The sequence below is a fragment of the Pseudomonas sp. 1L-B-1-E-C1 genome, from assembly GCF_057291835.1.
The window spans coordinates 673,056-692,828 of the sequence record NZ_JBXAWN010000001.1 but is presented as its reverse complement, the minus strand read 5'-3'; the positions used below and the strand labels follow the sequence as shown (position 1 = coordinate 692,828).

Genomic DNA, 19,773 nt, shown 5'->3' with positions numbered 1-19,773 from the left:
CGCGGTTTACTTGTTCGCCGCCATCAGGCGGTTGACTTCGCTGCGCACCATGTTGGCGAACTCCGGCGGCGACATGCCGTCCAGCTCGGCGCGGACCCACTCGGCCCATTTGCCCTTGCGCTTGGAGCGCTCGCCAAACAGACGCGCGGCTTCGCCTTTGGCTTTACCCAGATTGTTCTGCCAGAGTTCGAACAGACGGGATTTCTCGTCTTCCAGCGCTGCGCGCTCTGCGAGGGATTTGTCGGCCAGATTGAAACTCATGGGGAATTATCCTGCTGCGTAAAATGGCGACATCTTACACGCTCGAGGGAAACCTTCGTTGCAGGTTTTCCCCTTCTACGCGAATCACGTGCAACTTTTCACCTGTCGCTACACTCCATTGGTCAGTGTCCATTCACCTGCAAGGAGTCACCCAATGGCCCGTAAAACCGCCTCGCAAGCTGCCGAAGAGCAAATCAAGGATCAAGCCTTCAGCGAGCTTCAGGCTTTGATCGAAGAATCGGACAAACTGCTCAAAAGCGGCGCTTCTCTGGTTGGCGAAGAAGCGGAAACGCTGCGCGCACAAATCGCTCTGAAACTGCAGCAGGCGCTGGATTCAGTGTCCAGCGTACGCGAACGCACCAAACCTGCGGTCGAAGCCACTGAAAATTACATCGGTGGTCACCCATGGCAGACCGTGGCGATCTCCGCCGGTTTCGGTCTGGTGGTGGGGCTGCTGCTCGGCCGTCGCTGAGTCCAGGCACCACAAAAAAAAGGCGAACCTGACGGTTCGCTTTTTTTATGCCTGCGCACAGCCTCAATCCCCTGCCAACTCCCGTAACTGCCTTAATGTCTGCTCATCCAGTGCAATCCCCTCGGCCATCGATTGGCTGCGCTGCAAATGCCGGCGATCCCCTGGCAAACGCTTGAGCCCGACCCCGTGCATCTGCCGCACCAACTCCTCGCTGCGTTGGGCAAAACTCTGCCCCGCGGCCTTGCTCGGGTCGATCACAATCAATAGCTGCCCGGTCCAGGGCGTTTTTGCTCCCGGATGATTTGACCAGTCAAACTCGAACGAAAAATTGCCGCCGGTCAACGCCGCCGCGAGTAACTCAACCATCATCGACAGTGCCGAACCTTTATGGCCGCCAAATGGCAGCAACGCCCCGCCTTCGAGAATCGCTTTGGGGTCCTGCGTCGCCTGGCCGAGGCTGTCGACGCCCATACCGGGCGGCAGCTTTTCGCCTTTGCGCGCCGCAATCTGCACGTCGCCATGGGCAATGGCACTGGTGGCCAGATCAAAAACGATCGGTGCGGCATTGGCCCGTGGCGCGGCGAAGGCAATCGGATTGGTGCCGAATAGCGGTCGATCCGCGCCATGGGGTACAACGCACGTCATGCTATTGACCACGCTTAGCGCGACCAGACCCTCGTCGGCAAACGGCTCGACATCCGGCCACAACGCGGCGAAATGGTGGGAATTGCGGATTGCCAATACGGCGATGCCGGCATGACGCGCCTTTTCCACCAGCAGTGATCGGGCGGCAGCCAATGCGGGTTGGGCAAAACCATTGCCGGCGTCAACGCGGATAAACCCGGGCGCGACGTCTTCAACCTGGGGCACGGCATGGCCATTGACCCAGCCGCTTTTCAGGGTCGAGACGTAGCCGGGCATGCGGAACACACCATGGCTGTGAGCACCGTCGCGTTCGGCGCTGGCACAGTTGGCCGCCAACACCCGGGCCACTTCGCTGGAAGTGCCATGGCGCAGAAAAATCGTTTCAAGCAATTGCGTGAGTGCGTCGAGGGATAACGATGACAAGTCATGATCGTGTGGCGCAGACATCTGAAGCTCCAGAATGATTATTGGAGGGAACAACAGCGTACGGTCGATTAGCCCACCGATTAACCCCGCCACAGCTGTCAGCTGTCAACCCTTGGATTGATCGGCGATGACGGGCCTGCGCGACTGCACAACTCAATCCGGCGCGTGCGGTAACCCTGTACCGCAAGTGCGCCGGCCTGCGGACCTATTGTTGAGCCTCTGCCCGATGGCGTCCTGTTCAGAGCTCCGATGATGTCCAGTTCGACTGCACCACTTCTATTTGCCGATTTTCTGAAATCCCCCGGCCTGCACACCGTTCTGGCGAAAGCCCACGGTTTCAACAGCAAAGACTTCAGTTGGCTTGCGCATGTGCAACTGGCGACCCACGCCCTGCGTAGCAAGCAAACCCCGCCAATGCTGGCCGAACGTATTCTGCTCAACGCCGACAAACAGCTGGCCGTGCCTCTGGCCGGCAGTTTCGTTCTCGGCTGCGGACCGGATGACAACGGCGTGTTTTTGTACACCCCCTACGACGGCCTGAAGAAATACAGCGATGACAGAGCGCTGACGGACGCCTTGCAAGCGCGCCTCGACAACGTCGACGAGTCAGATGATTTGCTGGCCTTCCTTACGGCATCGATGCGCAAAGAGCTGGTGGAAAAACGCGGAATTACCATGACCCGTGAAACGATCGAAGGTGACGTGTTCGAGGATCAACAGTCGGCGATCAGCGACGCCCAGGATCGGTGCGCACGCGACCTGCTGGATGAGCTCAAACGCCTGCCATCACTCACCAGCCTGCTGGAAAAGATCTTCGACGAGCAGCTGGCACCTCATTTTGGCAATTTGCAACAGTCACTCACCCGGGTCGGTTTCTACGCTGCGACGTCCTCCCAGGTCAGGCAATGGGTCGATTCGCTGTCACTGAGTGAGGCGCTGCTGCTGCACTTTCGTCGTCAGGGCTGGCCGCACGGACAAAGCGTCGAATTTTCTCATCCAGGCCGTTCCCCGCACGAGAACGATCAGACAGCCTGGGCCAATGCCATCAAGTCCGTGTCGAGCAAACTGGCCATGCTGTTGTTTCGTCAGCTTGAGGCCTATTGGACTGCAGCCTCATTCGAGGGCTCACCAAGACGCACCCTGTTCAGCCAGACGCTACAGGATCAGGCCCGCGCCGACCTGATGATCAAGCGCGAAACGCAAATCCTCTCCGCCAGCGAGTTTGACGCCCTGCACAGTTTGATCCGCGAGCCCAGTGTGGCCGTGCGGCGTCCCACCTTCGAAACCGTGTGTTTGAGCCAAGAGACAGCCTGTGTCGAGCTGGCCGGTTCGCTGATGATCAATCATGACCACGCCTATCTCTACACCCCCAGCCAGGGTCTGCAGGTGCTCACGAACTACGCCGATCTTCAGCAAACGTTAAAGGCGAAACTCCAGGCTGTTGGACACGAAGACGAACTGTACGGGCTGATGAGTCTTGAGGAACGCAATCGCTACGTGGGTTTCACCGATGCCCAGGTATCTGGAGAAAACATCAGTGGTGAGATCATGCCGACGCTATTGGAGGCGATCCTCACCAAACAACGACAGAACATCGAGTTCGTTCTGCTGCGCTTCTGCCAGAGCGAGCGCAGTACCGACGTTAATGCACTCTTCGATAAGGCCCTGGATATTCGCTCGATGATTCATGAGCGCTTGCTCAAGCTCGACGTCAATGAGCGCTGGAGTACCCGACCGTTGTTTACCAGCGCTCCGCCGTCGTCACTCGTGCAAGCCGAGAAGGCTGCACGTCTGGCGACAAGTCTCGAACGAACCCTGGAAAACCTCGCGAGCAACTTCAAAGAACAACCGACCACGAATAGCGCCGGACAGCGCACGTTTCTAGAAGGCATTCGCTGGAAACTGGCGCAGGCATTCGAGGATGGAATACGCGGTGAGGCGTATATGCAAAGTCTCAGCGGAAGATGGCTGGAGGCGGGACGTAAAATCGTCGATACCGTGTTCGATGCCAGGCGTGCCACCCGCAGGGATCGCCAGTCACTCAGTGGTTTTCGCCCGGATGCCTGGTCGCTCTCCCTTACCTGTGCGGGGCAAAAAGACGTGCTGCCGCTCGCTTACTGTGTGCTCATGACCGAGCGCGGCGGCATGGACGTCGAGCATTCGGGGCGCGCCGTCCTGTGGACACCGGCGCTCGGCCTGGAATTGTTTGACAATCTGGCTATCGCGCAAAGGCAATTACAGCAACGACTCGACGACAACAATCAGAGCCAGACCTTGCTGGAGAATCTGGTAAAAGCCCAGCGTCGACTGGACCAGCAATACACACTGGGCAGTTTTCAACTGATTGAAGGCCATGTAGCCAGCGATCGCATGCAATCGGCTATCGAACACTTTCTTGCTGAGTGTGAAGTGCTGCGCGTTTGTATCAACGACGAAGGCACGCTCAAGGACTTCCTCGAACACAAGAAAAACGCGGTCATCGATACCAACCTGCAACGTGCCGGCGATCTCGCGCGAACCCTTGCGCGTCATCTGGATTTTCCCGACTGGTTACGCGTCGCGCCGGTGACGGAACAGCGCACGCAACTGGCACTGCTGGATGAACTTCGGCACGCGTTCATCGATGGCAAGGATTTCCTCGATGACGCCCCGGCCCTGGCTACTCATATCGAGCACAGGCTGAAAAAACTGCTCGATGCCAGATACCCTGGCAATGGGCTAAGACCACAGGACATCCAGATCACTCCCAACCTGACCCTGGCCGGCCCCGCCTGCGACCTGCTGGAGTTTGCTCTGCATCACTACAATGTCGTGCAGGGCAGCGGTTTCAAAGTGGCTTCGAAAACAGCCACGGCGTTACCGGAAAATTTCGACCAGATCGCCGTACGGCAACTGCTGCAATCGCTCGACGTCGCCACCACCTACACGGGGAAAGTGACCGAAGCGCTGTCAGCTGACAGCGCACCCGCGCGCACCAGCAAAGAACGGTTTTTTCGCCAGTTGCCCTGGCAATTGATGCAGCACGCCCACTCGATGAAGTTGCAGCAACAACTCTCGGATACCGGTTACGACTACATTTGCCAGGTGTTGGATATGCCGGACGGGGTAGCGCGCGCCATGGTCGAGGGTGCCGATGCCATCGCCTGCCCGCTATCGTTGATCAAGACTGCCGGCGCTCATGCCGTGGATGCGCTTGGACTCTATGTAATCGGGCCGCGTGCGGGGCAAACAGGACCGCGGGTGCTCTACGCGCCCTACTCCAGATACGTATTTCGCGAGTTCGAAAATGAAGCGCAATTGATCGATGCAGTGAACATTCCAGGGCATTTTCAGGATTTGATCATCCGGCGTTTGCCTGAAGGCCAGCAGGCCGTATTCAAGAATCTGTGGAAAACCACGATAGGCAAACACAGTGAAATCACACTTCACTGCACAGCCATCAATGGCTATGTGCTCGAGCAGTTTCACAAGGATACTCTGCGCCTTCTGCCGCAAATGCTCCGTAGTCAGCCGCACATCAATGCCCAATCGGATTGGGAAGCGGCGAAGAGTCTGTTCAGCCGCGGCGTCCGTCTGGTGCCTCACTTGTTGCCGGGGAAACTCGCCTCGCCGTTGTTCCTTTGGCAGAGCTACCAGGACTTCAAGGCGTCCGCCGAGGGCCTTCAGGACCACCACTGGGCCAACGCCCTGAAAAGCTTTATCTCGGGGGCTATCTCGCTGTGCAGTCTGGGGCGTCTGTCCTGGGAAACCGAAGCAGAAAAGGCAACCTCCGAATTCGCCGCTCAGGCGCACTCACCTGCGCAAACCGACACGACGGTGGAAGCAGTACCGCGTTGGGCAAAAGTGTCGCCCCTTAGGCCCGCTCGAGTTGACTTGCAGTCCTTTGAAACCAGTACGGCACTGGAGAACCTCAAGCTTGAAAACAGCAAACTGGTCTATGGAGATACGTCGACAACACAGAAATATGCGGCGATTGCCGGCAAGGTTTACCCGGTAGTCAAGGCAGAAAAGGCCTGGTATCTGCGCAAACCGGATGGCAGCGAGGGACCGGCGCTGGAAGAGAAAAACGCCAGGCTTGTTCTCGCCCGCCCCGACCATACCGTCCAGCGCTGCCGATCAGGACGCCGCAGGGATACGCAGGACGAGGTCGAGCTCAGCCGTTCCACATTGATGTACGTCCAGGCACAGGGCATGGCGGAAATCCATCGTCTCTATCCGGCCAGGGCCTTCGTCATTCAGCAGGCAGTCGCCCGGGCGCGAACTTACGCGCTCAATTGCCTGCATAACTTCGTCGTCAATCGCGACAATCCGGGTGGCACTCGCCTTGAGACGGTGCTCAGGGATTTTTTCGAAGTGCCGCAAGTGACCCCCTTCATGCTGCGCAAAATCGAACAGGTGATCCTCCCGATCTGTCGCGAGCTGACCGATCCAAAGGACGATCTGCTCTATACCGATCGCTTCTTTGCCGGCCTGAACACGCGCTACCGCGACGACACTGTTGCCTTTGTCTTTAAACAGGACAAGCAAAGGATAGTCCACCTGACCGAACACTTTTTCAATCCTGACCTGGATGCCTACACGGCTCACTTGCCTGCCAGATTCAATGTGGATTCCCATGCGCGTGCTGTCGCCCTGATCCACGAGATCTCGCATTTGGTTTGCGACAGCGAGGATGTAGTCTGCGTGGAAGCGATGGCGCCTTACCCGCATCTGATCGATACAACCACGGCACAAGGGCAACTGCTCAAAGCCAATCTCGACGCCATGCGCAGGCCCCTGTCCCGATTCACAACGGCTTCGCGCTTGTTCACCGAGAAAAGACCGAACGGAACATGGTTGGATCTGGATCGGTTGCCACTGCGCGCCATTGAGTACGAAAAAATTCTCAAGCTGACAAAAACCGGAAACATGGCCGACGCACGCAAAGCGTTTCGCAATCCGCTTGCGTCAGAGGCACGTATAGAAGTGCTGCTGCTCAACGCCGACTCCATTGCTTTACTCATCAGCGAGCTCGGCCGGGTTCTGGACCCGCTCCCGCAACCGATTCCCTTGCCGGCACCCGGGTCGACTCTGGCGTCATCCTCTTAAACACGGTTACAAAAAAATGCGCTGGCTCGATGCCAGCGCATTTTTACAGAACACTTCGTTTGTTACGGTGGCGTCAATCCTTCTGATCGCGCAACACGTTGCCCGATGCACCGTCGATACGGAATTCATAGACGCTGCCATCGGCCTTGCGGCCCTCACCTTCCCAGTAACCATCATTGTCGGCACCGATCTCGTAGACCTCGACATAACCGGCCTTGGTCTTCGCGGTCTCGATGGCTTTTTCGATGGTGATCCAGCCTGCGCCCGGCTTGTCCGCCAGGGCGGCGCCGGCACTGAGCAAACCGGCGGTGGCAATCAGGGCTGCGAATGTGTTTTTGATCATTTTTTCACTCCATTTATGGATAGTAGGCAGGAACGTCCTGTTTTTTGGGCGCCACCAGGAAAATAAAGTTCCACGTTGATGGGTAAATGCCATGACGCAGGTTCTCGGCGATGTCCCGTCGAGGTTAGAATGGGCGAAATCAGGACGAGTCGATGACCCAAGACACTCTCTCGGAAGCCGAATACGATGCGATCACCGATGCCGCCGCGCATTGGTGCATGCGTCTGCACGCCGCTGACTGCACGGACGAGGAACGTCGCGCATTCCAGGACTGGCACGATGCGCATCCGCTGCATGCCTTTGAATACGAAGCAATGCAGGAAATCTGGGAAGTGGCCGGCGATCTGCCTCGAACCGGGCCAGATGCACTCGCCGCGCATGGCAAGCCTTCGCGGTCGTGGCGCAAGTTCGCGGTCATCGCCGCAGCCTGCGCCCTCGCCTTGCCGCTCGCCGCTTATAGCGGCTGGAGTCTGGGCTGGTTGCCCGACAGTTATCAGCATTACGCCGCCACCGACAGTGTGCGTCAGGTCACCTTGAGTGACGGCAGCCAGCTTGAACTCAACCTGAACACCGACCTGAGCTTCAGCAATTACCGGCATGAACGTCGTGTAACGCTGAACAAGGGCGAGGCGTTCTTCACGGTCAGCCATGACACGTCTCATCCGTTCGTGGTTCGCGCCGGCGAAGGCCGGATCCGGGTCACCGGCACCCGCTTCAACGTGTGGATGTATGCAGATCAGGTGCGCGTCAACCTGGTCGAGGGTTCGGTGCTGGTCACCAGCAATCGCGACTTGCCGGGCGAAGGCCTGCGCCTCGGGCCGTCGATGCAGGCGCGCTACCGGCATGGCGATTACGCACCACAAATCAGCCAGACTTACCCCGGCGACACGTCACTGGCCTGGCGCAGCGGCAGGCTGGTGCTGGACAACCTGGCACTTCACGACGCCTTGCCACTGATCAATCGCTACCTCGACAAACCGTTGATGCTGGCCGATACCAGCACCGGCGCGATCCGGGTCGGCGGTATCTACAACATCAAAGAACTGAACAACCTGGCGAACAGCCTGCCCAAAGTGCTGCCGGTCTACCTGACCCGCAACAAGGAAGGCAACCCTGTCATCAACTCGATGCCGCAACGCCCGCCTAGAAGCTGAAGGCCGCGTCCCTTGCGGGAGGCGGCCTTCGTTTGTCTCAGGTAGCTGCGGACTTACTGCGTTGCCACCTTCCCTGCCTGATCCTGCGCCTGCCGAATCGTCTGCACCTGATACTGCGGATCGGCCTGGATCTGCTGCTCGGTGAACGGCAGGACACTCCACTGCTTCTTCGAAAACGCTTCGGTCTGATCGCGCGAGTATTTCGAGGCCGGATCGCTGGAGAGTGAGAATGCCAGCAGCCCTTGGGCATGCGGGCCTTTTTCATCGAAGCTCACTACTTGCAGATAGCTGGTACCGCTGACCACCTCGAGTTTGCCGTCATCGCGGGGCACGCTTTGCATCGCGTTGTAGATGCCCAGCGTCCCTGGCCCACCGTGAATCGGTGTTTGCTGGCCGCCACCGCTGACCACCTGGATATCACCCCAGCGCATATCCGGTTTCAGCCCCTTCTTGCCGGTCGACTCGACCGACGCCAGCATCGCCTCGCGCAGCGCTTGCGCAACGTTCGGCCGCTCGACCGCCAGGCCACGCGGAGTATGTTGCGCGTCGGCCGGGTTGAACGCGACACGCCAGATATCCGGCGACTCGAGCAGCGCCTGCATGATGTTCTGGAAGTGCACCAGACCAAGCCCGGAGTCCAGATTGGCGCGCCCATCCCAGGCTTTGAGGCTGGCACAGGCAGGTTGCAATGCCGCCGTATCGCTGCCCAGGTCGGATCCGCAGAACTTCAGCAGATCAGGCATGATCTGCGTCGCCAGATACACCTGATCGTCCATCACCATTGCCTGCAGATCCTTGACCGCCAGCGGGCCTTTTTGGCTCAGCTCACCCAGACGATCAAGGGCGAACCGCGAGCGCAGGCCCAGTTGTTGTCCGTCCTGACTGATCAAAGGCGAATAGCCGGTGAGCGGCTGCGCCGGGTTGGCCAGCCAAGCGGAATCGTTGGAGTGCTGGACAAAGTCCTTGCGCAGCAGCTGCGGCAATTGGCTGGAAGCAAAAATGCCCTTTTGTACCGCTTGCGGATCGATATCCCAGGCACAGCCGCCGTTGGAGCCGTCCAGCACAATCATGCGCAGGCCGATGCGCGGGTCGCTGCATTTGGCCAGTTTATCGGCGCTGACGTTTGGCACCACTGACACGTTCATGTACAGCGTCTGGCCCTTGTCATCCACCGCCACGGTGTTGACCCAGGGAATGCCCTGAATCTTGTGCACTGCGTCTTGCAGATCCTTGAGATTGCCTGCCTGATTCATCGCATACCACTGCTTGAGTACCCGATCATTGTCGAGATTGGCATCGCGCAAGCTGTAGGCGTACTGCTTGTCCCAGTCGAGCTTGCCCGGCCACTGCACGATCGGCCCGAACTGCGAGCTATAGATATCGCGCGTCACCGCTACGAGCTGGCCGTCAGCCTGCTTGATCTGCACGGTAACCGTCTGTTTGTTCAGCGGCACGGATTTGCCATCTAGCAGGTAGCGGGTCGGATCCTTCGGGTCGAGTTGCAGGCGATACAACGTAAAGTGCTTCGACGAGTCGACGGTGTGAGTCCAGGCAAGATGCTGATTGAAGCCGATGTTGATCATCGGCAGGCCCGGCAACGCGGCCCCCATGACATCGAGCTTGCCGGGAATGGTCAGGTGCATCTGATAGAAACGCATGCCGCCGACCCAAGGGAAATGCGGGTTGGCCAGCAACATCCCACGGCCATTGAACGAGCGCTCGCTGCCCACCGCTACAGCGTTACTGCCGCGGTCCAGGGCGAAACGATGCTGACGTGCGTCGGCCAATTGAAAAGCCTGAGCGTTGCGCGCGACCTGCGCCGTGTCTTGCGGCGGCATAGCGCCCGCCAAGGCTTCGGCAAACTGGCCCACGCCACCTTCAACCAGCAGGCGCCGCGTCAGCTTGACCAGATCCTCGGCGCTGATATCGCGCACCCATTCACCCTGACATTGCTGCGGCAATCCTTGCTGACGGCGTTCGGCCAGATAGCGGTTGTAGCCGGCGGCATAGCCTTCGACCAGGTCGCGCACCTGGAGCGGTTGCGCCTGCCAGAAAGTGTTGACGGCCTCGGGGGCATTGAGCCAGGTAAAAAACACATCGCTGACGCGGTTTTCCCGTTGCTCGATCGTGAACTGCTCCGGACCAAAGTAGCGGGAGCGTTCACCGTTGACCGTGACGATCTCGTTGGCCAGTAGACACAGGTTGTCCTGAGCGTAGGCGTAGCCGATGCCGAAACCGAGACCACGTTCGTTTTCGGCGCGAATGTGCGGCACGCCGAAACTGGTACGGCGAATGTCCGCGCTGGTCTGTACCGCCGGACTGAGTGCCTGAGCCGACGGGCTCAGGCCGAATAAGGTGCCGGCAAGTGCCAGCCCGGTGAGTTGCCTGGAAATAATCACGCTCGCTCCTGATCGAAAGATCGATTACCCATGCGTCCACGCGCATTGAGCCTGTCGAAGAAACGAATCCGGAGAAAAAAATTTAGCTCGCTACGCATCGAGACGAAGCCGCCATCACACGGCCAGGACGAATTAGCGACGAAATTTCTACATCTTTTCTTTCATGATTTGTCGTGCTGAAACGTCTTGTTTAGAGAGCGCAACAAAACCATTCCCGATCTGGCTCTGAAAAGGAGTAATCGCATGTACAACTCGCAACTACCAACGGACGGTAGCCAGACGCCACAGGGCGTTTCCAGGAGCTCGCACACGCGCGACTTCACCTCGCGCGGCGAACGTCCGGGTAATGAGCGTATCCGGGTTCTCCTGAAAAGTTTCGGTCTGCGCACCAGCCTTATACGTCTGAAAGTCATCGACGCGCTGCTGGTGGCGGCACAGAGCAATCGTCGTCTGGGCGTGCGTGGCGTCCATAGCCAGCTACTCGACCTGGATGTCCCGCTGTCCTTTCTCAGTGTCCGCGAAGTGCTTAAACGCTTGAGCGCCGAAGGCGTGATCACCTTCAACGCCGACAAGAGTTACAGCCTGCACCCACAGGCGGCAGCGGTCCTCAACAACGAATGAAGACCCTGGCTGTCGCAGTCAGGGTTTGACCTTGCGGCGCATCACGCCGTTGATCACGACTACGACGACTGCCACGCCGATGGCGACGTACTGGAAGGTTTTCTCCGTGATCATCCCGGCGTTTTGCAGCCAGGACAGGCCCAGCATGATCGCCAGTACGGACAGAGCGATCAGAATCGAGTAAATCAAGCGTTGCTTCTGGGTCATTGCGGCTTTCCTGAAACGTTGGAATGTATCCGGTGTGTATCCGCCTGCACGCCATGCGCTGTCCGGATTACCGGGAACCGCCGCTGCAAACGGGGCCTCATGTTACAGCCGCCGGAGCATTTTGGCTGCATGGCGGCTCAATCATGAGGCGCGCCCTGCCCGCCTGATCCATTGCCAACAACGCCCGCGCTGTCGCGGATATTGTCGTTCCCGCCGCAGTGAAGCCAGGTAAACATGTTTTGCGTTCAGCCAATCCTTTAAACATGTCGTAAGTTTTTGAAATTTGCTGACGCAGCAAACGACTAGGTCCTCCGCACGCCTGCGCCTAGGCTCTGCGAACTTTCCAACTGGTAAACAGGGACGTTCATGCAGAGAACACTTATAAACATCGGCCCCAGACAGGTAGCCGGTTTCTGTCTGGCGCTGACCGCTTTCGAACTGCTCACTTACATGGCCAGCGATGTGATCATGCCAGCGATGCTCGACGTCACAACCGAGCTCGAGGCGCACGTGCGGCATGTTCCCAATGCATTCAATCTTTACCTGTTGGGTGGCGTCTGCCTGCAGTGGTTACTCGGGCCTTTGTCCGATCAGTTCGGGCGCCGACCGCTGTTATTGATCGGCAGCGCGCTGTTCGGTGTGTCGTGCGCGGCGGCATTCCTGACTCAAAGTATTGAAGCCTTCAACCTGTTACGTCTTTTGCAAGGCATGGGCCTGGGTTTCGTCGTCGCAGTCAGCTATCCGGCGCTGCAGGAGGTGTTCTGCGAAGCCGACGCCGTACGGCTCATGGCGCTGCTCGGCAACGTAGCCTTGTTGTCGCCATTGCTCGGGCCGCTACTCGGCATTCTGCTGCTGGAATGGCTGAGCTGGCGACAGATCTTTCTGCTTCTCGGCTGCGCCGCCGCGCTGGTCTGGCTCGGTCTGTTGCTGTGGATGCCGGAAACGGTAGGCGTCGAGCGCCGCGACGGTCATCGCAACGCCCGAGTGGCCTTTTCCTGGCGCCTCGTTTCTCAGCGCTATGGCGCGCTGTTGGCCAATCCGCGCTTCCTCTTTGCCAGTCTGGCGCTGGGCTTGATGAGCCTGCCGCTGATCGCGTGGATCGGACTCGCCCCATTGCTGCTGGTACGGGTTCTGGAAATGACGCCGCTGGAATATGGCTTGTGGCAGATACCGGTTTTTTCGGCAGTCATCGCTGGCAATCTGATTCTCGACCGATTGCTGCAGACGCATTCGCTTGAGCAATTGATTCAACTGGCGCTGTGGCCGTTCTGTCTGGGTCTTGTGCTGTTGTTGGCGTGCGCATTGCTCGGTGCGGGACTAGGTCCAGTGGTGGCCAGCCTGGCGTTGTACGCCGTCGGGCTGGGCATGAGCAACGCGGCGGTGTACCGCCTGGCGCTGTTTTCCAGTGATGACAGCAAAGGCCTGGTGTCGGCGCTGACCGGCATGATCTCGATTGCCGTCATGGGCCTCGGCGGGTCGCTGATTGCGACCATCGGTGGCGGTAGCCGCCTTGAATATTTCGCGCTCTGGGCCGCGTTCGGCGGGCTGATGTGCCTGCCCTTGATGTACCGGTTACTGCAAACCACCTCGCCGGATGTGGCCTCGCCTCAATAAGGAACATTGATGACTCACTTACCCTATGCCGACGCCCTTTGCGCGTTGACGCAACCCTATTGCGCGGATTCTGCCCCGGCCGATCTGTTTGATCGGGCGATGGCTGAGATCAGCCGCTTTCACTGCGAGCACTCCCCGGGTTACGCCGATTGGCTCGACGCCAATGGCCTCGCCCCGCAGGATCTCGACAGCCTGGATGACTGGTCGCGCCTGCCGCCAATATTCGCCAATTTCTTCAAACGACACCTGCTGCTCAGCAGCACCGGCACTGATGCTCTGGAACTGACTTCGTCGGGCACCAGCGGGCAGAAAAGTCGCATGCGCTACGACGAGCGCAGCCTGGCGCGCGCGCAATTCATGGTCGCGCAGATATTTCGCCACTACAGCTGGGACGCGCCGGACACGCCATACAACTACCTGCTGCTCAGCTACGAACCCGAGGGACGCATCACCCTTGGAACGTCATTCACCGACCAGTTTCTCTGTCAGTTCGCCCCGGTCAATCGCGTGGTGTACGCCTTGCGCAACACCGGTAGCGGCCATCAATTCGATGTATTCGGAGTGATCGCGGCATTGCAGGCCTTCGCTGAAGAGGGTTTGCCGGTGCGGATTTTCGGCTTTCCGGCATTTCTCTGGCAAACCCTGCAACGCATGCAGGACACCGGCGTACAAAATCTGCAGTTGCCGGCCGGTTCGCTGGCGTTCTTTGGCGGCGGCTGGAAAACCCAGGCCGCACAGGAAATTCCCAAACAGCAGCTCTACGCGCACATTCACCGGCAACTGGGCATCGACCCCGCCCGCTGCCGCGACGGTTACGGCGCCGTCGAGCATGCAGTGCCTTACATCGAATGCGCTCGCCACCGCTTTCACGTACCGGTCTATTCGCGGGTATTGGTCCGCGACCCGGCGGATTTTTCCCTGCTGCCCTATGGCCAGCAAGGCCTGCTCGGCTTCGTTTCACCTTATATCTCCTCCAGCCCCGCCCACGCCGTGGTGATGAGCGATCTGGCCACCCTGCACCCCGGCGCCAGTTGCGGCTGCGGATTGACCAGCGACTGGTTTGAACTGCACGGCCGCGCCGGGACCACGGCGGGTAGAAGCTGCGCGATGGCTGCCGCCGAATTACTGGGAAGTCACTGATATGTATTTGCTCAATGGACAACTGCACCGGACCTGCAGCGTTGAGGCTGCGCTGCAGGATCTGCAACCGCAGCTCCTGCAACACCTGGCCACGACGCTCGATAGCGCCACAGTATTCAACGCAGCTGCGCGCTTTGCCGAGCGTCTGCGGGGGGCGCAAACGGATCTGCCTCTCGACACTGCACAACGACAGGCCTTGATCGATTTCTGCCAGCCCGAAGCGTTGGCGTACAAGCGTCAGCGCGAACTCGGCAGCGACGCCGATTCGTTGCGGCGCATCGATTATCGCCACGCGCGTTTCGAAGCCTGGCGCCCGCTCGGACTGGTGGTGCACATCACCCCCGCCAATGCGCCCCTGCTGGCCTTTTGCGCGGTGGTCGAAAGCCTGCTTGCCGGCAACATCAACTGGTTGCGCCCCAGCCGGAGCGATCAAGGACTGACGGCGCGATTGCTGTGCGCATTGGTCGAATGCGACGAGAGCGGACAACTGGGTGGTTACGTGGCGGTAATACCTGCCAGCACCGAACAGATCGGCTCATTGTGCAAACAGGCCAATGGTGTCGCCGCGTGGGGTGGCGAAGCGGCCCTGCAAGCCATTCGGCAGCAGCTCGCGCCGGGTTGTCGCTGGATCGATTGGGGCCATCGCATCAGCTTCGTGTATCTCACGCCCGAGGCCGCCACGCCCCAGGCGCTCGATGCCCTGGCCGATGAGGTCTGCCGGCTCGATCAACAAGCCTGTTCGAGCCCGCAATGGCTGCTGGTGGATAGCGATGATCCGCAGGTATTGCGCACGGTGGGCGAGGGTCTGGCACAAGCGTTGGCGCGACGCACCGCGCAATGGCCCGCCCTGGTGCCGACGCTGCAGGAGGCGTCGCAAATCACCACGCAAATGCAGATGGCCCGTCTCGGCCAGAGTTTTGCCGGCCATACCGGGCATGTCTGGGACGGTTCGGGCTGGCGGGTGATCTGGACGCATGCCCGGCAACTCGCGCCATCACCGCTGTTTCGCAGCGTAATGCTGCATCCGGTGCCGCAGGCGCTGCTGACCGCCACCCTGCTGCCGTGGCGCAACGTATTGCAAAGCTGCGCGCTGGTTTGCGCGCAACCGCGCATCGTCGAGCTGACCTCCACGCTGATCAACGCCGGCGTAACGCGTATCGCACCGATCAGCGGCATTCACGACGGTTACGAGGGCGAGCCACATGACGGCGTCTATGCACTGCAACGCTTGAGTCGTCGGGTATCGGTAAGTCTGGCGCCTGCGCAATTGGCGCATCGGGCCAGTCTGGATGGCGCGCCAGTACCGGCACAGCCATGCGGTCCGATCATGGACAAAGAGTCGTTCAACGCTCAACCCATCAATGACCGGACGCAATTGTATTTCCGTTCCGGAGGCAGCAGCGGTACGCCGGCCCTTGCCGGCTACAGCTATCACGACTTCCAGCGCCAGATGCGCGCAACGGCTGACGGGCTGTTCGCCGCCGGCCTTGATCCGGCGCAGGATCGGGTCATGAACCTGTTTTTCTGCGGCGGACTCTATGGTGGCTTTTTAAGTTTCACCAAGGCGCTCGAACTGCTGACGGTGACGCATCTGCCCATGGCTGCCCCGGCAGATGACGACTACCGGGAAATCGCCCGGTTGATCATTGATCAACGGGTTAACGTTCTGGTGGGAATGCCCGCCACCCTGCACCGCCTGTTTCTCAACGAGCAGGAGCGTTTGCGCGCTTATGGAGGAGTCGAAAAGGTTTTATTCGGTGGCGAACATCCGAGCGAGCAGAACCGCGAATTGCTGCGCAGTTGCGGCGTGTCGACTATCCGTTCGGCCATTTATGGCAGCGTCGATGCCGGCCCGCTTGGCCATGCCTGCCAGGAGTCGGCGGATGGCACGTTCCATCTGGTGAGCGATATCCAGCAACTGGAAATTGTCGCGCTGGAAGAGGATGCAGCGGTTGTCGACGATCAAATCGGTCGGCTGGTGGTGACCTCGATTGCCCGCGAAGGTGGTCAGCGCGTGCAACGCTATGAGATTGGCGACACGGGACGCTGGCTTCCCGGCACCTGTACGTGCGGGCTTGCCACCCCACGCTTCGAACTGTTGCAGCGCCACGGCAAATTGCTGCGAATCGGCACTGACTTTATCTCTCTGAGCGAACTGACGACGCGCCTGCAAGTGCCATTTCAGTTGTGCCTGGACCACACCGCCGAGGGTGTCGAGCGTATGCAGCTGCACTGTGAACTTGCAGCGGACGCGGTTAAAACACGGCTCGCCGGTTATTCGACCCTGATGACCATCATCGAAACCGGATTGCTGGTTCTGCAGATCGAACAACGCTCGCCCGTGAACTTCATTCAAAACAAACACAGCGGCAAGACGCCTCTGGTCATTGATTCGCGCCGCTGACGCCCGGGCGCGAGTCGGATTATCCATATCAAGAAGAATGTACCGTGAAAAAAAACCAGCCCATCAACCAGTTGCTGAGCTTCGCCCGTCAGCATTCGCCTTACTACAAGCAATGCCTCGCCGATGGTCCCGAGGCGATAGACCAACTGCATGAACTGCCGCTGCTCGATCCTGCCAGCTTTTGGACTGGCAGCGAGGACCTCGATCACTGGCCGGTCCTGACTGGCCCGTTGGTGTCAGCCTTGGTTTTCAAGACCGGCGGATCAACCGGCAGCGGCAGACTTTCTGTCTATAACCGAGCTGAATGGCAGCGCACGGTCGAGGATTTCGGCCGCAGCGTCAGTAAGCAATTGAAGCCGGGCGATCGGATAGCCAACCTGTTCTTCGCCGGTGACCTCTATGCCAGCTTCCTGTTCATTCACGATGCACTGGCTCACGTGACAACGGGTATTACCGAGTTTCCGTTTACCGGTGAAGTCGACTCTCCGCTGTTGGCCGATGCCATCACCCAGCACCGGATCAATGTTCTGGCTGGCGTACCTGCGCAGTTATTGACTTTCGCCAGTTGGCTAAAGCAAAGCGACCGCACGTTGGCCGCGGTCGATACGGTGCTGTATGGCGGCGAAAGCCTGTTCGCCTCACAACGCCAGCTCCTTGAACAGGTGATGCCCAACGCTCGGATCGCCTCCATCGGCTACGCCAGCGTCGACGGCGGGTTCATCGGTGCCAGTCATCCTGACTGCGCCGAGGGAGAACATCGCACGCCTGACGGACACGTTCTGCTGGAAATAATCGACGAGCACACTGGAGCAACGATCGAGGCCTGTGATCAACCCGGCCTGTTGGTACTGACCAACCTCCATCGCCGCTTGATGCCGCTGATTCGCTATCCCGTGGGCGACCTGGCGTGCTGGCGGGAACCGGCGGGAGCTGCGCAACGCAAATTCGCCTTGAAGGGGCGCAGCGGTAACAGCCAGCGTGTGCGGGTCGGGATTGTGTCGCTGATGGCGGAAGAAATCAGCGAAAGCGTACGGCTGGTCACTGGCAGCGACGACTGGCAATTGTTGATTGAGCAGGTCGACTGCACGGATGTATTGACGTTGAAATGCGTTGTGAACGAACGATCGACGGGAGCCCACCAGACACTCGAAGCCCGATTGATCGACCTGTATCCGCAGATACGGCAATTGCAGGCTGCGCAATTAATGGAACTGCGCATTCAGAGCTGCAGATTCGAGGATCTTGCGCGTCACCCTCGCGCAGGCAAACGCCTGCGGGTGGTCGATCTGCGTCGCTACGACCAACATGAAAGGGAGGTGCCTGATGGAATCGTTGATTCTGCGCAATTACCGTGACACCGATGCCACTGCCGTCAGCGCACTCTTTCGCGACGTTTACGGCGATCTTTACGTGCAAACCGACGTCTATCTGCCCTGTCTGATCAGCCAGAACCACGCGGACAAACGCTGGCATTCCCTGGTTGCGGTCGAGGGGGAACGAATTCGGGGCCACGCTACCTTGTACCGGCAAACGGAGAACTCGCACGATGCCGAACTGGCTCTGAGCGCCGTGCATCCCGATACCCGCGGGCAAAACATCGCCACGCGCCTGGGCGAGCAGCTGCTGACTCATGCACAGGCGTTGGGCTGTCGCAGCGTTTCGATCAAACAGGTCACCCATCATCCTTACACCCAACGCATGGCCATCCACCTGGGTTTCCATAACACGGGGATGCTGCCGGACTATGTCCGCTCACCTTTCGGATGCAAGAAGCCCGAGTCGATCGTCTTGGGCGTTCGCGCCATCGATGGCTATCAACGGCCCTTGCCCGAGCAGGTATGGCCAGCCAGTTGCCGTCCCTTCATGGAGCGTCTGACGACAGTGTTCGGCAGCGGGGCCGACGTGCCGCGCTGGCGCGGCGCCTCGGTTCAGGTTGAACAACATGGCCATCGCCATGAAATGTTGCTGGAAAAACTCGACCCTGAACTGCTCAACCAGTTGAGAACGCTACCCGGGCATTGGCTGATTTCGATCCGTCTGCAGTTGTCCCGACACTTCGCCGTGGATCTGCACAGCCTGAACGCCATCGGTTTTGCCTTCACTGGTCTTGCGCCCGCGCAGGACAATCGGGGTGGATGGCTGGCGTTGTTTCATCGCGGCTACAGCGCGCGCAAATTGGCGTTGCATTGCCCGCACATCCGCAGCTTGCATGATCAGATCCAACGGCAAATCGCAGGGCGGGATTTGACGCCAGTGTGATCGGGACACTGGCAGCCAGCATGGACCCGTTCGATGACGAGCGGGTTCAGGCCTTGGCCTTGATACCCTTGTCGGATGGAACAGCTGCGTTGCCTTCGCCATAGGTCTTGAGATTCTGCAAAATGTAGATGGCTTTTTTAAACTCGGGAATCAGGCTCTTGCCGTAATAATTGCCATTGAGGCTATTGGTCTGAATGGCATCGAGCTGCGTGGCGAAATACTCCAGCGCGTTGAACTTGGCGTCCGGGTCTTTCTGCACGCCGAAACGGTCGAATTTGTCACCGGCATTGAGCAAGGTGATCGACGTGATCTCGGAAATCAGTCCGCGCCCGCGCAAGAACTCGCTGAGGTTGCCCAGTTGCTTGACGGAGACGTTGGCCGGGTCGAAGCCCTTGATTTGCTTGCGCAGCCCCTGTTTATCCATCTCGGCGACATTCAGCGCGTTCGGATCGTTACCGACCAGCGTCAGCATTTGCTGCACTTTGACGCTCTGCGCGACCTGTTTTCTCGCTCCGGTGTCACGGACCATGACGCCAGCCTTGCTTTCCCAGGCGCCGGTATAACCGATAGTCATGCGAGGTTTCCTTGTGCGATGGGCATGAATTGTCCTTGTTCAGCGATTTGAATGGGCGCAAGTATCGGCCTCGTTCCTGCTTGCTCCAAGACTTTTGTGAGCTGCTTTACAAATTCCGTACATTCTCGACGAAGGGCCGATGACCCCGCAAACGCTGCGCTAGAGC

The 19,773-nt window shown here is 59.2% G+C and carries 16 protein-coding genes; 9 read left to right on the top strand and 7 right to left on the bottom strand.

Translation table 11 applies throughout. The features are described 5' to 3' along the window. Window positions 1-6: 6 nt before the first annotated feature. Window positions 7-261: a hypothetical protein gene (locus AC0Z4S_RS02960; RefSeq protein ID WP_003224595.1), complete on the bottom strand. Its 255-nt coding sequence runs from the start codon at window positions 259-261 to the stop codon at window positions 7-9. Window positions 262-415: 154 nt separating this feature from the next. On the opposite strand from AC0Z4S_RS02960, the gene AC0Z4S_RS02955 reads away from it, so the two are divergent. Beyond that, window positions 416-733 carry an ElaB/YgaM/YqjD family protein gene (locus AC0Z4S_RS02955; RefSeq protein WP_471877901.1) on the top strand — a complete coding sequence of 106 codons (318 nt, stop codon included), beginning with the start codon at window positions 416-418 and terminating at the stop codon, window positions 731-733. 63 nt (window positions 734-796) lie between these two features. Here AC0Z4S_RS02955 and AC0Z4S_RS02950 read toward each other — a convergent pair whose 3' ends face one another. Beyond that, window positions 797-1,825: an Ldh family oxidoreductase gene (locus AC0Z4S_RS02950; protein ID WP_485621972.1), complete on the bottom strand. Its 1,029-nt coding sequence runs from the start codon at window positions 1,823-1,825 to the stop codon at window positions 797-799. A gap of 393 nt (window positions 1,826-2,218) precedes the next feature. On the opposite strand from AC0Z4S_RS02950, the gene AC0Z4S_RS02945 reads away from it, so the two are divergent. Further along, on the top strand, window positions 2,219-6,892 hold the full coding sequence (locus AC0Z4S_RS02945) for a dermonecrotic toxin domain-containing protein (RefSeq protein ID WP_485621971.1): 4,674 nt from the start codon (window positions 2,219-2,221) through the stop codon (window positions 6,890-6,892). A 73-nt stretch (window positions 6,893-6,965) separates the two neighbouring features. Here the strand turns inward: AC0Z4S_RS02945 and AC0Z4S_RS02940 are convergent, their stop codons facing one another. After that, window positions 6,966-7,235, bottom strand: coding sequence for a PepSY domain-containing protein (locus AC0Z4S_RS02940; RefSeq protein ID WP_253501633.1), 270 nt, complete (start codon window positions 7,233-7,235; stop codon window positions 6,966-6,968). A gap of 152 nt (window positions 7,236-7,387) precedes the next feature. Between AC0Z4S_RS02940 and AC0Z4S_RS02935 the strand changes: the two genes are divergently transcribed. Continuing rightward, window positions 7,388-8,389: a FecR family protein gene (locus tag AC0Z4S_RS02935; protein ID WP_485621970.1), complete on the top strand. Its 1,002-nt coding sequence runs from the start codon at window positions 7,388-7,390 to the stop codon at window positions 8,387-8,389. Between the two features lie 53 nt (window positions 8,390-8,442). Here AC0Z4S_RS02935 and pvdQ read toward each other — a convergent pair whose 3' ends face one another. Beyond that, window positions 8,443-10,788 carry a bifunctional acylase PvdQ gene (pvdQ, locus tag AC0Z4S_RS02930; RefSeq protein WP_485621969.1) on the bottom strand — a complete coding sequence of 782 codons (2,346 nt, stop codon included), beginning with the start codon at window positions 10,786-10,788 and terminating at the stop codon, window positions 8,443-8,445. A 243-nt stretch (window positions 10,789-11,031) separates the two neighbouring features. Here pvdQ and AC0Z4S_RS02925 point away from each other — a divergent pair, with 243 nt between their 5' ends. Then, complete coding sequence (locus tag AC0Z4S_RS02925; RefSeq protein ID WP_485621968.1) at window positions 11,032-11,409, top strand: fe2+ zn2+ uptake regulation protein; 378 nt, start codon at window positions 11,032-11,034, stop codon at window positions 11,407-11,409. An 18-nt stretch (window positions 11,410-11,427) separates the two neighbouring features. Here the strand turns inward: AC0Z4S_RS02925 and AC0Z4S_RS02920 are convergent, their stop codons facing one another. Together AC0Z4S_RS02920 and AC0Z4S_RS02915 are read right to left on the bottom strand one after the other, a co-directional pair. After that, window positions 11,428-11,616: a hypothetical protein gene (locus AC0Z4S_RS02920; protein ID WP_016770563.1), complete on the bottom strand. Its 189-nt coding sequence runs from the start codon at window positions 11,614-11,616 to the stop codon at window positions 11,428-11,430. A gap of 97 nt (window positions 11,617-11,713) precedes the next feature. Beyond that, on the bottom strand, window positions 11,714-11,914 hold the full coding sequence (locus tag AC0Z4S_RS02915) for a hypothetical protein (protein ID WP_485621967.1): 201 nt from the start codon (window positions 11,912-11,914) through the stop codon (window positions 11,714-11,716). A gap of 68 nt (window positions 11,915-11,982) precedes the next feature. On the opposite strand from AC0Z4S_RS02915, the gene AC0Z4S_RS02910 reads away from it, so the two are divergent. From AC0Z4S_RS02910 to AC0Z4S_RS02890, 5 genes are read left to right on the top strand one after another with little or no spacing between them, the layout of a single operon-like run. Continuing rightward, the gene (locus AC0Z4S_RS02910; protein ID WP_485621966.1) at window positions 11,983-13,230 is read left to right on the top strand and encodes an MFS transporter; all 1,248 of its coding nucleotides are present in this window, start codon (window positions 11,983-11,985) and stop codon (window positions 13,228-13,230) included. 9 nt (window positions 13,231-13,239) lie between these two features. Beyond that, window positions 13,240-14,370 (top strand): LuxE/PaaK family acyltransferase, encoded by a 1,131-nt coding sequence (locus tag AC0Z4S_RS02905; protein WP_485621965.1) that lies wholly within the window; start codon window positions 13,240-13,242, stop codon window positions 14,368-14,370. Window position 14,371: 1 nt separating this feature from the next. Further along, window positions 14,372-16,774, top strand: coding sequence for an aldehyde dehydrogenase family protein (locus AC0Z4S_RS02900; RefSeq protein ID WP_485621964.1), 2,403 nt, complete (start codon window positions 14,372-14,374; stop codon window positions 16,772-16,774). 44 nt (window positions 16,775-16,818) lie between these two features. Continuing rightward, on the top strand, window positions 16,819-18,129 hold the full coding sequence (locus AC0Z4S_RS02895; RefSeq protein WP_485621963.1) for a phenylacetate--CoA ligase family protein: 1,311 nt from the start codon (window positions 16,819-16,821) through the stop codon (window positions 18,127-18,129). Next, the gene (locus AC0Z4S_RS02890; protein ID WP_485621962.1) at window positions 18,098-19,033 is read left to right on the top strand and encodes a GNAT family N-acetyltransferase; all 936 of its coding nucleotides are present in this window, start codon (window positions 18,098-18,100) and stop codon (window positions 19,031-19,033) included. Before AC0Z4S_RS02895 ends, AC0Z4S_RS02890 begins: the two co-directional genes overlap by 32 nt. 46 nt (window positions 19,034-19,079) lie before the next feature. Here the strand turns inward: AC0Z4S_RS02890 and AC0Z4S_RS02885 are convergent, their stop codons facing one another. Next, window positions 19,080-19,607 carry a hypothetical protein gene (locus tag AC0Z4S_RS02885; protein ID WP_471877913.1) on the bottom strand — a complete coding sequence of 176 codons (528 nt, stop codon included), beginning with the start codon at window positions 19,605-19,607 and terminating at the stop codon, window positions 19,080-19,082. Window positions 19,608-19,773: the final 166 nt, after the last annotated feature.

Excerpts from the sequence above, each read along its gene's own strand:
- AC0Z4S_RS02960 (WP_003224595.1), bottom strand. The coding sequence starts at position 261 with ATGAGTTTCAATCTGGCCGACAAATCCCTCGCAGAGCGCGCAGCGCTG.
- AC0Z4S_RS02955 (WP_471877901.1), top strand. The coding sequence starts at position 416 with ATGGCCCGTAAAACCGCCTCGCAAGCTGCCGAAGAGCAAATCAAGGAT.
- AC0Z4S_RS02950 (WP_485621972.1), bottom strand. The coding sequence starts at position 1,825 with ATGTCTGCGCCACACGATCATGACTTGTCATCGTTATCCCTCGACGCA.
- AC0Z4S_RS02945 (WP_485621971.1), top strand. The coding sequence starts at position 2,219 with ATGCTGGCCGAACGTATTCTGCTCAACGCCGACAAACAGCTGGCCGTG.
- AC0Z4S_RS02940 (WP_253501633.1), bottom strand. The coding sequence starts at position 7,235 with ATGATCAAAAACACATTCGCAGCCCTGATTGCCACCGCCGGTTTGCTC.
- AC0Z4S_RS02935 (WP_485621970.1), top strand. The coding sequence starts at position 7,388 with ATGACCCAAGACACTCTCTCGGAAGCCGAATACGATGCGATCACCGAT.
- AC0Z4S_RS02925 (WP_485621968.1), top strand. The coding sequence starts at position 11,032 with ATGTACAACTCGCAACTACCAACGGACGGTAGCCAGACGCCACAGGGC.
- AC0Z4S_RS02920 (WP_016770563.1), bottom strand. The coding sequence starts at position 11,616 with ATGACCCAGAAGCAACGCTTGATTTACTCGATTCTGATCGCTCTGTCC.
- AC0Z4S_RS02910 (WP_485621966.1), top strand. The coding sequence starts at position 11,983 with ATGCAGAGAACACTTATAAACATCGGCCCCAGACAGGTAGCCGGTTTC.
- AC0Z4S_RS02905 (WP_485621965.1), top strand. The coding sequence starts at position 13,240 with ATGACTCACTTACCCTATGCCGACGCCCTTTGCGCGTTGACGCAACCC.
- AC0Z4S_RS02900 (WP_485621964.1), top strand. The coding sequence starts at position 14,372 with ATGTATTTGCTCAATGGACAACTGCACCGGACCTGCAGCGTTGAGGCT.
- AC0Z4S_RS02890 (WP_485621962.1), top strand. The coding sequence starts at position 18,098 with ATGGAATCGTTGATTCTGCGCAATTACCGTGACACCGATGCCACTGCC.
- AC0Z4S_RS02885 (WP_471877913.1), bottom strand. The coding sequence starts at position 19,607 with ATGACTATCGGTTATACCGGCGCCTGGGAAAGCAAGGCTGGCGTCATG.